The organism is Proteus sp. CA142267 (assembly GCF_003336825.1).
Taxonomy (GTDB): domain Bacteria; phylum Pseudomonadota; class Gammaproteobacteria; order Enterobacterales; family Enterobacteriaceae; genus Proteus; species Proteus terrae.
Window position 1 is genome coordinate 233,178 of the sequence record NZ_QPMG01000003.1, and the last position, 11,994, is coordinate 245,171.

The following is an 11,994-nucleotide window of genomic DNA, read 5'->3' on the forward strand; positions in this document are numbered from 1 at the left end:
TAATATGGAATGGCTTATTTTCATCATTTTTATTCTCACTTTGGTTTATTTTTTAATACGCCAATTAGTGATGATTTATAACAACATGGTAATGCTAAAGAACAATTGCTATAAAGCCTTTGCAAATATTGATGTTTTATTAAAAAAACAAGCCGATTTGATCCCCATGTTGATAGTGATTACACAAAAAACGATGGATCATGAGAAAGCCTTATTTGAAAAATTAGCTGAAAATAGAGAGCACTATTTACGCTCAGATGTATTAGACCAAAAAGTTGATTTAGCTAATCAGTTATTACCTCAAATAAAAAAATCACTTATCATTGCTGAAAAATACCCTGAACTTATCAGCGGAAAAAATTTATACGTATTACAAGCACAAGCTAAAGAGTTAGAAGAGTGTATTGCAGATAGACGTGAGTTTTTTAATCAATCCGTCACACTCTATAATACTGAAATACATATTTTCCCAAATGTGTTGTTTAAATTGATTTTTAATTTTAAAGATATCCCTCTTTTCTATCCGAGTAAGGAGGCAACTTTATGATAGAAATTCCTTTTTCATTTTTTGGTATCACCGATTGGATATTAGGTCTTGGTGATCCCATCATGATTATTATGCTTGCCACTTTTGGTACATTATTTTCAATGGCGATTATTTTGCCATTAATAAGTATTACTCCTTTAAAAAAATATATGCCACAAATTGCAGGAGGGTTATTTAGCTCGGTATTTGTCAGCTTAATGGTCTTGATTAGTTTTAATTTAATACTCGGTGTTAACTCTGCATTAAAACTACTCTTAATCTGGTGGGTTATTTTACTATCATGTATTACGTATTGGTTTATTAATTATCGCTATATAAAAGACGTAACAGGGAATAAATTTGCGAAGTTTCAAGAAAAAGCGCTTGAAGCAGAAGAAAAGCGAAGGCAAAACCGAAAATCAAAAAAATAAAAGAGAGCCTAGGCTCTCTTTTTTAATTCTCATCAATAGATGAACTTATGCTCTGTAAACAGGAAAGGCAATGATATCGCTAATATGCTCTAAACCAAGCGCCAACATAATGAGACGGTCAACTCCTAAAGCCACACCAGAACACTCTGGTAATCCAGCTTCAAGCGCAGCTAAAAAGCGCTCATCAATAGGTTGCTCTGGTAATCCCATTGCCACTCGCTGACGGTTATCACGTTCAAAACGATGGCGTTGCTCTTGAGCATCCGTCAACTCACGAAATCCATTCGCTAATTCAACACCTTTAAAATAGACTTCAAAACGTTCCGCTACACGATGATCTTCAGAGCTAATTTCAGCTAATGAGGCTTGTGACGCAGGGAAATGATAAATAAAGGTTGGCTTTTCTAAACCGATATGAGGTTCAACCCCAGAAACAAATAGCAATTGAAGTAGCGTATCTTTATCTTCTTCAGTATCTGCAATATTTGATAAATCCAGTTTTGCAGCCACTTCACGTAATTTTTCTTTATCAACAGATAAAGGGTCGATATCGAGATAACGCAAGAATGCTTGTTGATAAGAGAGTGACTCTGATGTTTCACAATCTAAGACTTCTTGCAGTAAATCATCGACTTCATTCATCAACCGGTACATATCAAAACAAGGGCGATACCACTCTAGCATCGTAAATTCCGGATTATGATATCTACCGGCTTCCTCATTCCGGAAGCAACGCCCCATTTGATAAATCGGCCCACTGTTTGCAGCTAATAAACGCTTCATATGGTATTCAGGGCTTGTCATCAAATAAAGTTTCAGCCCTTGAGAAGCGCCTGGCCCCACAAATTGGGTTTCAAATGGGCAAAGATGAACATCGGTAACGGTAGCCTGACTCATCATAGGCGTTTCAACTTCTAACACACCACGATCAGCGAAAAAACGCCTAATATTACTGACTATTTTCGCCTTTTTTAGCAAGTTGGCGATTGAGGCGCTTGGCTGCCAATCCGCGATTTCACTCATGAACGAAAAACTCCAACAGAAAACAAAGCGTGCAGTTTACTCGCATCCTCTTCAACAGACAAATTTCTGCTAATAAAGAGGGATTTCATTTTATATTTTTTCACTAATCTTTTCATTTTTTAAGTAAAAACACATAAGACAAATAAATGTAATTCTACAAAACATCTACTTTTGGGCACTTCTTATCGTTTAAATAAACACCAATTTAGAGTAAGAAACTCAGTGATTTTTCACTATTTTTATAATAGAAGTTAATTAGAATAATTCTTTTTCTCAATTACAAATAACAATAAACTAACACTGTGCTTATATTTAAATAGCTAACCTGATCTAAACTTCAATGTTAACTTTCTATTTAAATCTACGTATTTTGATTAGTATTAAAAACCTTTAGAAATATTATTAATATTTTATTAACAATTAACAAGACAAACCGATTTGTTTTAGATAAATAGTAAAAGATTTATTTTAAATTTTTGAATCTGTTTTTATTAATTTAAATTAGACTTAAGAATCATAAAAACATTTATAGATTAGAATCAATGCGTTATAAAAAACCATTGTCATTTTCAATTAAAGTTATCTATACTTTCAAAGCAGGCTATTCATTACTATTTATAATTTTCAATTTAGAAAAATATATTTTATTTGAACTTCAAGTTTCTCTGGTAGTTTATTATCAAAACCCAGAATTCTTGGCGTGGATCACACTTTTTTTGCGAAATACGGGAAAACCATCATTCATATCAAATTTCGGAGCCCTACATTTCGTTATACTAAAATTACAGTCAATGATAATAAAGATGTTATCAAGCGCAGTCACAAGGCAGTGAAACAATTTCGTTACGGATAGCTTAAAAAAATAGCATTACAAATTAATAATGTCAGTGAATTGAATTCTAGACAATTATTCCAATTTTCACTTGAACAATGGAGAAGCGCAGTGCAAACCTTTAATGCCGATATAGCGATAATCGGAGCCGGGGGCGCAGGCTTACGAGCAGCAATAGCTGCAGCGGAAGCGAATCCTCAACTGAAAATTGCTCTGATCTCAAAAGTTTACCCAATGCGTAGCCACACAGTGGCAGCAGAAGGCGGATCAGCAGCAGTGACTCAGGCTCACGACTCCTATGATTTCCACTTCAATGATACCGTTTCAGGCGGTGACTGGTTGTGTGAACAGGATGTCGTAGATTACTTCGTTGAGCATTGTCCAACAGAGATGACTCAACTAGAACTCTGGGGCTGTCCTTGGAGCCGTAAAGAAGACGGGTCAGTCAACGTCCGACGTTTTGGTGGGATGAAGATCGAACGGACCTGGTTCGCAGCCGATAAAACCGGCTTCCATATGCTACATACCCTATTCCAAACATCCTTAAAATATCCACAAATTCAACGTTTCGACGAACACTTTGTTCTCGATATTCTTGTTGATGAAGGTCACGCTCGTGGTCTTGTTGCGATTAATATGATGGAAGGTACGAAAGTTCAAATTCGTGCTAACGCTGTCATTATGGCAACGGGTGGTGCAGGACGTGTTTATCGTTTCAATACCAATGGCGGTATTGTTACTGGTGATGGTATGGGTATCGCTTTACGTCATGGTGTTCCACTGCGTGATATGGAATTTGTTCAATATCACCCAACTGGCCTACCAGGTTCAGGTATCCTGATGACCGAAGGTTGTCGTGGTGAAGGTGGTATTCTGGTCAATAAAGATGGCTATCGTTATCTGCAAGATTACGGCCTAGGACCAGAAACCCCATTAGGTAAACCAGAAAATAAATACATGGAATTAGGCCCTCGCGATAAAGTTTCTCAAGCTTTCTGGCATGAGTGGCGCGCAGGCCGTACCATCAAAACTCACCGTGGTGACGTTGTTTATCTTGACTTACGTCATCTGGGTGCGAAAAAACTTCATGAACGTCTGCCATTTATTTGTGAACTGGCAAAAGCATATGTGGGTGTTGACCCAGTTAATGAACCAATCCCTGTTCGTCCTACTGCTCACTACACTATGGGTGGTATCGAAACTAACCAACAAACTGAGACTCGTATTAAAGGTCTGTTTGCGGTGGGTGAATGTTCATCTGTTGGCTTACACGGCGCTAACCGTTTAGGTTCTAACTCACTGGCAGAGCTGGTTGTATTCGGTCGTCTTGCCGGTGAAGAAGCGGTTCGTTGTGCTCAAGAAGCAGCACCAGCTAATGCATCAGCATTAGATGCTCGTACTCGTGATATCGAAAATGGCCTGAAAAATCTGATGAACCAAAAAGGTTCTGAAAGCTGGTCACAAATTCGCGATGAAATGGGTGAATCAATGGAAGAAGGTTGCGGTATCTATCGTACACCTGATTTAATGCAAAAAACCGTTGATAAACTGGCTGAATTAAAAGAACGTTTCAAACACGTTGAAATTAAAGACACCAGTAGCGTCTTTAATACAGATTTACTGTACAAAATTGAGCTTGGCTTTGGTTTAGATGTCGCTGAATGTATGGCTCATTCCGCAATCAATCGTAAAGAGTCTCGTGGTGCACACCAACGTCTTGACGAAGGTTGTACTGAGCGTGATGACGTGAACTTCCTGAAACATACTCTGGCGTTCTATAACCCAGAAGGTGCCCCTCGTTTAGAATATAGCGATGTGAAGATCACGAAATCTGCTCCTGCTAAACGTGTCTATGGTGGTGAAGCGACTGCACAAGACAAGCAGAATAAGGAGAAAGCGAATGGCTGATGACATGAAGCACATTAAAATGGAAGTCATGCGCTATAACCCAGAAACGGACGAAGCGCCTCATTTCGTCACTTATGACGTTCCTTATGATGAGCAAACCTCATTACTGGACGCATTGGGTTATATTAAAGACAATTTAGCGCCTGATCTTTCTTACCGTTGGTCTTGCCGTATGGCGATTTGTGGCTCTTGCGGCATGATGGTCAACAAAGTGCCTAAATTAGCTTGTAAAACGTTTATTCGTGAATATCCAGACGGTGTAAGAGTTGAAGCACTGGGTAACTTCCCAGTTGAGCGTGACCTTGTTGTCGATATGACTCACTTTATTGAAAGCTTAGAAGCGATTAAACCTTATATCATCGGTAATGATCGTAAGCCTTCAGAAGGGACGAATAAACAGACTCCGGCTCAAATGGCGAAATACCACCAATTCTCTGGTTGTATCAACTGTGGTCTTTGCTATGCAGCATGTCCGCAGTTTGGTCTAAACCCTGAGTTTATTGGCCCAGCAGCGATTACATTAGCTCAACGTTACAACACAGATAGTCGCGACCATGGGGCAAAAGAACGTATGCCTCAGTTAAATGGTGAGAACGGTGTCTGGTCTTGTACCTTTGTTGGCTACTGTTCTGAAGTCTGTCCAAAACATGTGGATCCTGCTGCCGCTATTCAGCAAGGTAAAGCAGCCAGTGCGCAAGACTTTGTCATTGCGATGCTGAAACCACGTTAAGGAGGAAACAAGACATGACAACAAAACGTAAGCCTTATGTTCGTGGCATGCAACCAAACTGGTGGACGAAACTTGGATTCTATCGTTTCTATATCACCCGTGAAGGGACTTGTCTTCCACAACTTTGGTTCAGTCTGGTTGTACTGTTTGGTGTATTCGCACTGAAAAATGGACCAGAAAGTTGGGCAGGTTTCGTTGGATTCCTGAGCAACCCAATTGTAATGCTGATTAACATTGTGACCCTGATTGCAACGGTCTTCCACTCTGCGACTTGGTTCAAACTTGCACCAAAAGCAGTGGTTATCGTTGTTAAAGATGAAAAAATGCCGCAAGAACCTATCGTTCGTGGTTTCTGGGGTGTCACTATCGTTGTTACTGCCGCTATTCTGGCAGTGGCGTTAATTTAACCCAGGAGGAAATAATGAATCAGAATCAACTTCCTAAGCGCTCTGATGAACCTATTTTCTGGGGATTATTTGGTGCAGGTGGTATGTGGAGTGCGATTGTTTCTCCGGCAATCATCATCCTGCTCGGTATCCTAATCCCTATGGGTATTGCGCCAGAAGCATTTACTTACGAACGTATTATGGCATTTAGCCAAAGCATCATTGGTCGTCTGTTCTTACTGCTAATGATCATTCTGCCAGTTTGGTGTGCATTACACCGTATTCACCATACTCTGCACGATTTTAAAGTGCATGTACCTGCAAGCAAATGGGTATTTTATGGTGGTGCAGCAATTATCAGCGTTATCGCTATCATTGGTGTATTTACACTGTAATTGATTAATACGTAAGATAAAAAGCCACTCAATTTTTGAATTGAGTGGCTTTTTTATGGAAAACTGATGATAATCAACTCGCTAATTTCAGCCCAATAATACCGAAAATAATCATAGCTAAACTGAGTAAACGATAGATATTCGCGGACTCACCAAAGACCAAAATACCAAAAATTGCGGTACCCACTGCACCAATACCGGTCCAAATTGCGTAAGCCGTACCCGCAGGCAAGCCTTTCATGGCATAAGACAACATTCCCATGCTCACAACCATAGCACTAATGGTAATAATACTTGGTGTTAGACGCGTAAAACCGTGTGTGTACTTAAGGCCGACAGCCCAAACGATCTCTAATAAACCCGCGATAAAAAGGATAATCCAAGACATAACTTCCCCTACTCGATAAGTTGGGGTCGTCCCCTGAATACAAAGACAAAAAGCTGGGTCGTCCCAGCTTTCGAAAGATGAAGGCTAAGTATAAGAAAAAGAAATTAATCGTGCAATAGTACAAAACTAACTCAGTTTTTCTTCGGTGCGCCCTCTTCACCATAAAGAAAAGCAGAAACATCGTCTTCCACTTCGCCCATTGCCATCAAAGCATCCAGAGTCTCTTTTGCTTCTTCTTCATTGACGATACTCATGGCAAAACCAACATGCACCAGCACCCATTTGCCAATCATCGTATAAGGCTCACCTTCGCAGACTAGTGCAATATTCACTTCTCGTTTAACGCCACAAACATCGACCATCGCATTTTCAGTGATTGTTTTTCCAACTTCAACAACCTGACCTGGAATACCAAGACACATAACAACCCCTATTCGATCTCTATTTGCTTTATTCGCATTGCATCGTCATTTTCAACGCGCATATTCTGGCTACCACAAGATGGGCAACCAGCATTAAAGGTTGAAACAGTGACAACTTGATGACAATCCCAACACCATGCTTTTGCAGGGATAACCTCAATATGTAATTCACAGCCTTGAGCAAGGGTGTCTCTGCAAACAATGTCAAAGCAAAATTCAAGTGCGCTGACTTCAACACAAGATAATGCGCCAATTTCCATCCATACGCTTTTTACTTTTTTTGCATTATTTAATTTAGCTTGAGAATCTATTATCTCAAATGCGCTCTGGCAAAGCGTGATTTCATGCATGTCGATACCTTATTGAAGCAGGATAAATAATAGCAACTATAGTATCAGCACATAGTTGCTTTATTATTGATCTTAGAACAACAATTCAGCACCGGTTTCAAAAGCTGCTTTACGACGACGCTCTTTAACCATCTCTTCAAGTGCATCTCTATCAATACACACTAAAGCGTGAGTTGGGCAAACTTCAATACATGCAGGGCCCGCTTCACGGTGGTGACATAAATCACATTTGTTTGCTTCTGCTTTAAATGCTTCAATCGCATTAAGTGCAGTTGATTTACGCATAATTGGACGAGAAACCACTTCCATAGTGCCGTAAGGACAAGCCAGCACACAGGTTTTACAGCCGATGCATTTTTCCTGATCGACATAGTAATAATCTTTGTTATGAATAATAGCGCCATTTGGGCACACATTGGCACAAGGAGCATCTTCACATTGGTGACAAACAACTGCTGTACTGATTGAGAATCCTTTGATCACATGAATTCTAGGTTGAAAATTTTGCTCACTAATTTGGTCAATGGCTAAATTATCTTGGTCTGCTTGCTGATGTGACACGACACAAGCCACTTCACAAGTATGGCAACCAATACATTTTTTAGGGTCTGCAATGATGAAACGGTTCATCATATTCTCCTGCTTTTTGTTATATATAGCCGTTATATATGGCGATAAATGCAACGAGTTATTCTAATTAAGAGTAATAATTAGAGTATCAATAGAATGAATCTAGCACGGTTCATGCCAATATATTTTTGATATAAGTATTCCTTATTTTTCAATTAAATAATTTTCAAATAAAAATGATTATTAATTAATAAATAAGTCACTTCGTCAAATTATTCGACAATTTTGACGATAAAATAAATCGCTATATATTTGATTGCATAATGATTTGATTCGTTTATATTCTTAAGTTTCATGACATATACAAAAATAGCGGGTTGGATCAAAAATGATTCAGTCATTGATATAAATTTATTATAAACCTACTACAATATAGCTAATTTTTTAGGGCAATCGGTGGTGTCATGAAATTAAGCAGTAACAATGCTGAAACTATGGAGAGCCTTCGTAATGAGCGTAACCAATATCGAATATTGGTTGATATCACAAATTCTGTATTAGCTCATCTAGACATGGATGGTCTTATTTCTGAAGTCTCTAAAGAAATACATCGTTTTTTTGGACTGAACCATATTAGTCTTATGTTATGCCGTACCTCATCACAAAATAGTAATGAAGGTATTCTTTATTCTAGTCGTTATCAGACTGGGAAATCCGTCATTCGCCAACAACGTAAATTCAGTAGCGCGAATAACAAAGCCGAAGAAATTATTAATCAAAATAAACCTGTCTTAATTGATATTAATAAAGAAGATCAGGAAGATGTTTTGATTAAGCGTCTAGTTAAGCAAAATATGCAGACGGCTTTGTTATTGCCACTGGCTTTTAATCATAAACCTCTTGGTTTATTAATTTTAGCGCATGAAATAGGAAGCGTTTTTACTAACGATACTTGCCAATTGCTTCAACAAATTGCGGCACGTATTGGTATTGCCATTGAAAATGCCGCCGCTTATGAAGAGATAACACATTTAAAAGATAGTTTAAAGAATGAGAATATTTGGCTTAATGAACAGATAGATAATAATGCATGCTTTAGTGAGCTTATTTATCAAAGCGATGCTATGCATAATGTGCTCGAACAAATTGAGTTAGTGGCACAAAGTGATAGTACCGTTCTTATATTAGGTGAAACAGGGACTGGTAAAGAATTAATTGCACGCGCTATTCATAGTCTAAGTCAGCGAAAAAATAAGACGATGATAAAAATGAACTGTGCGGCAGTACCTTCAGGTCTTTTAGAAAGTGATCTCTTTGGTCACGATAAAGGTGCATTTACAGGTGCAACAAATACGCATATTGGTCGATTTGAAATGGCGGATAAAAGTACGCTATTTCTAGATGAAATTGGTGATATGCCCATTGAATTACAACCTAAATTGCTTCGTGTTCTTCAAGAGCGCGAAATAGAAAGATTAGGTGGTAATAAAGTTATTCCTGTGGATGTCAGACTTATCGCGGCAACCAATAAAGATCTCCATGATTTAACGGATGAAGGTGAATTTAGAGAAGATCTTTATTATCGCCTTAATGTTTTTCCTATTATTATTCCGCCACTAAGAGAACGGCCTGAAGATATTCCGCTTTTAGCAAAACATTTCACGCAAAAAATTGCGCGAAGAATGGATAGAAAAATAGATTGTATTCCAGCTAATGCATTGGAACAATTAACACTTTATCCATGGCCGGGTAATGTTCGTGAACTTGAAAATATTATTGAACGAGCAGTTATTTTAACGCGAGGTTCAACACTAAACCTTCAGTTAAAAGAGCTTCATATTAATAAACCCTCTCGTTTAAAACAGGTGCTATCTCAACCTTCATCTATTGAAAAGCGTATGCAAACTAATGCGCCAGAAAGTGATGATGAGGAGCGAGAAAGGATCATTCAAGCATTAAGAGAAACCAATGGCGTGGTTGCTGGTGCTAGAGGTGCCGCTTTAAAATTAGGATTAAAAAGAACAACATTATTATCACGGATGCAACGTTTAGGTATTTCAATTCCAGAAATACTTTAATTCTGAAATAATTACTTATTTAAAAAGAGTGTCATTAATGACACTCTTTTTTTATATATTTGAAACTTATTTATCTGCATCTATAATTCATTTGATTATGTTTTTTATTTATTCCTCTAATTAATTATTAATAATATAAACCATCAATGGAGCATATTATATGAATAGCCTGCTTATAAATAAAATTAGTGAAATAAGAAAAGAGTACAAAAATAATAAATATGTTTTTATTCCTCAAGATATTGTCATTGATTTAATAAAACAATTAGGTGCTGAAGAGAAAGATATTAATGCACTAATGGAATATGGTGACTATTTAGCACAAGATCCAACGCTTTCATTTCGTCACTCTCGAACTGGACGCTACCTTTTTGATAATGATATAGAAATGATCTCCAGACTAGAGTACCAACCTTTTGTTCTCACTGAAGAAGATGGATTTATTCGTGAGGATAGTGGCGCACAAAGGCATTTTAGAGCGCTTGATGATCGCTGGCAGAGCAATACGGCTTATCAAGCGCTATTAAAATTAAAAATGCTATTAATTCAGGGTAATACATTTACACCACGTCACTTAACAGATCAAAATTCGCCTAAATCAATATCCACTGTTTTCCATTTAAGGTTAATTGCTCAACCAGATTCTTTAAGTGAACTTTCAATTGAAGGCGTTCATAAAGATGGCGTTGATCACACCATGATTGTGATGATGAATAAGAATAACGTTAAAGATAATACAGGTGCTTTACGTGTGCATTCACCGAAAGAAGCCATAGGAACACCTTGGCAAGAAATCGCCCCTGAAAATGTGCTTTATGAACACAATAATGCGCAATATCTTGATGTATTATTAATTGCAGATAATGAATTAAATCATAGTGGTACACCTATTTTTACTCATGATAATAAAAATCAGGCTTACCAAGATTTTATCGTTTTATTATCTCGTTACCCCACAGTTGATGCTCACCCATCACATAAATTCGATTCAATGAATGCACATCCTGATTTACCCTTAACGCTTTATTTAAATCAGTCAGTTGCTTAGTCATAAATCGTTATTACATCAACTAAAATCGTTGAGCTCGGCTGAGTAATAAATCAATCATCAAGACAAGGTTTGATTCAAAAGACGAGCTCTCGATAGTGTCACAATGATAATTCACTGCATCGTCATAGATGGGGAAATGAATATCAGCAAGTTCAGCCAATGGATTGGCACTTGCTCGAGTAAAGGCAACAATCTTCATACCAATACTTTTTGCTATTCTCGCCTTTTCAACAACTTGTTCTGTCTCTCCACTTCGAGATATCGCAATAAAAACCGTATAGCGTGACGCATTGTTAATAAAGATATTCTTACTGTCACTGAGTCCAGAAAGAAAAGCATCTTTACCAATCAGCTGTAACCGCTTACTGATATATTCTGAAAATATATGGGAAAAACCTGCACCATAAATAAAAAATGAGTTCTTACTGTTAATTAAATCAGCAAAAGCTTGTCTTCGTTCATCTGAAATTAAGGTGAAAGTCTTTAAATAATTCGCCAAAAACTGATCAAAAAGCGGCTCTGCAACCTCATTTTCATCACTTTTCAGTTGATGGGATTTTTCAGCCGTGGATAACAACTGTTTGCAGTAATACACCAACTCACTATAACCAGAAAAACCTAATTTCTGGCAAAGACGCATAATGGTCGTTGTTGAAACAAAATTGGCTTGTGCAAGTTCTCTAATGGTAAGTTTACCGACTTGTGTCGGATTATCAATTAAATAGGAAAGGATGCGATATTCTGCACGGGTTAATTCTGTTGCTCTTGATAGTAAAGATGATAATCGTGCCGACATACCTGTTACCTTATTGATACATCGTCCTTACCAACATAAAAGGAAAATGCTGTTCTGGTGATAGAACAGCATTCTTATTCAATTACTCATTAACAGCAAGTTTTGAGA

Annotated in this window: 14 protein-coding genes; 8 read left to right on the forward strand and 6 right to left on the reverse strand. The window is 37.7% G+C overall.

Features of this window, described 5'->3' with window-relative positions; all coding sequences use genetic code 11:
* Window positions 1-4 precede the first annotated feature (4 nt).
* Window positions 5-547, forward strand: a complete 543-nt coding sequence (locus C0T34_RS08425; RefSeq protein ID WP_098941258.1) for a LemA family protein — start codon at window positions 5-7, stop codon at window positions 545-547.
* Window positions 544-957 carry a hypothetical protein gene (locus C0T34_RS08430; RefSeq protein WP_098941259.1) on the forward strand — a complete coding sequence of 138 codons (414 nt, stop codon included), beginning with the start codon at window positions 544-546 and terminating at the stop codon, window positions 955-957. Before C0T34_RS08425 ends, C0T34_RS08430 begins: the two co-directional genes overlap by 4 nt.
* A 45-nt stretch (window positions 958-1,002) precedes the next feature.
* On the opposite strand, the gene epmA is transcribed toward C0T34_RS08430, so the two are convergent.
* Entirely contained in the window at window positions 1,003-1,980 is a 978-nt protein-coding gene (epmA, locus tag C0T34_RS08435) for an elongation factor P--(R)-beta-lysine ligase (RefSeq protein WP_098941260.1), read from the reverse strand.
* 943 nt (window positions 1,981-2,923) lie between these two features.
* Between epmA and frdA the strand changes: the two genes are divergently transcribed.
* From frdA to frdD, 4 genes are read left to right on the forward strand one after another with little or no spacing between them, the layout of a single operon-like run.
* A complete protein-coding gene (gene frdA / locus C0T34_RS08440) occupies window positions 2,924-4,720 on the forward strand; it encodes a fumarate reductase (quinol) flavoprotein subunit (protein ID WP_098941261.1) in 1,797 nt (598 codons plus the stop codon).
* Entirely contained in the window at window positions 4,713-5,450 is a 738-nt protein-coding gene (locus tag C0T34_RS08445; protein WP_075672948.1) for a succinate dehydrogenase/fumarate reductase iron-sulfur subunit, read from the forward strand. The genes frdA and C0T34_RS08445 overlap by 8 nt, the downstream gene beginning before the upstream one ends.
* Before the next feature lie 14 nt (window positions 5,451-5,464).
* Window positions 5,465-5,857 (forward strand): fumarate reductase subunit FrdC, encoded by a 393-nt coding sequence (frdC, locus tag C0T34_RS08450; RefSeq protein WP_088493866.1) that lies wholly within the window; start codon window positions 5,465-5,467, stop codon window positions 5,855-5,857.
* Between the two features lie 14 nt (window positions 5,858-5,871).
* The gene (frdD, locus tag C0T34_RS08455) at window positions 5,872-6,231 is read left to right on the forward strand and encodes a fumarate reductase subunit FrdD (RefSeq protein ID WP_006535438.1); all 360 of its coding nucleotides are present in this window, start codon (window positions 5,872-5,874) and stop codon (window positions 6,229-6,231) included.
* Window positions 6,232-6,304: 73 nt separating this feature from the next.
* Here frdD and sugE read toward each other — a convergent pair whose 3' ends face one another.
* From sugE to hydN, 4 genes are all read right to left on the reverse strand, one after another.
* Window positions 6,305-6,619, reverse strand: coding sequence for a quaternary ammonium compound efflux SMR transporter SugE (sugE, locus tag C0T34_RS08460; protein ID WP_069368216.1), 315 nt, complete (start codon window positions 6,617-6,619; stop codon window positions 6,305-6,307).
* 131 nt (window positions 6,620-6,750) lie between these two features.
* Window positions 6,751-7,041, reverse strand: coding sequence for a hydrogenase maturation factor HybG (gene hybG / locus C0T34_RS08465; RefSeq protein ID WP_098941262.1), 291 nt, complete (start codon window positions 7,039-7,041; stop codon window positions 6,751-6,753).
* Window positions 7,042-7,049: 8 nt separating this feature from the next.
* On the reverse strand, window positions 7,050-7,391 hold the full coding sequence (gene hypA / locus C0T34_RS08470) for a hydrogenase maturation nickel metallochaperone HypA (protein WP_088493870.1): 342 nt from the start codon (window positions 7,389-7,391) through the stop codon (window positions 7,050-7,052).
* Window positions 7,392-7,463: 72 nt separating this feature from the next.
* Entirely contained in the window at window positions 7,464-8,021 is a 558-nt protein-coding gene (gene hydN, locus C0T34_RS08475; protein ID WP_069368213.1) for an electron transport protein HydN, read from the reverse strand.
* A gap of 404 nt (window positions 8,022-8,425) precedes the next feature.
* Here hydN and C0T34_RS08480 point away from each other — a divergent pair, with 404 nt between their 5' ends.
* On the forward strand, window positions 8,426-10,039 hold the full coding sequence (locus C0T34_RS08480) for a sigma 54-interacting transcriptional regulator (protein WP_109850006.1): 1,614 nt from the start codon (window positions 8,426-8,428) through the stop codon (window positions 10,037-10,039).
* A 160-nt stretch (window positions 10,040-10,199) separates the two neighbouring features.
* A complete protein-coding gene (locus C0T34_RS08485) occupies window positions 10,200-11,087 on the forward strand; it encodes a 2OG-Fe dioxygenase family protein (RefSeq protein ID WP_098941264.1) in 888 nt (295 codons plus the stop codon).
* Between the two features lie 22 nt (window positions 11,088-11,109).
* On the opposite strand, the gene C0T34_RS08490 is transcribed toward C0T34_RS08485, so the two are convergent.
* On the reverse strand, window positions 11,110-11,886 hold the full coding sequence (locus C0T34_RS08490; protein WP_098941265.1) for a MurR/RpiR family transcriptional regulator: 777 nt from the start codon (window positions 11,884-11,886) through the stop codon (window positions 11,110-11,112).
* Window positions 11,887-11,994 lie beyond the last annotated feature (108 nt).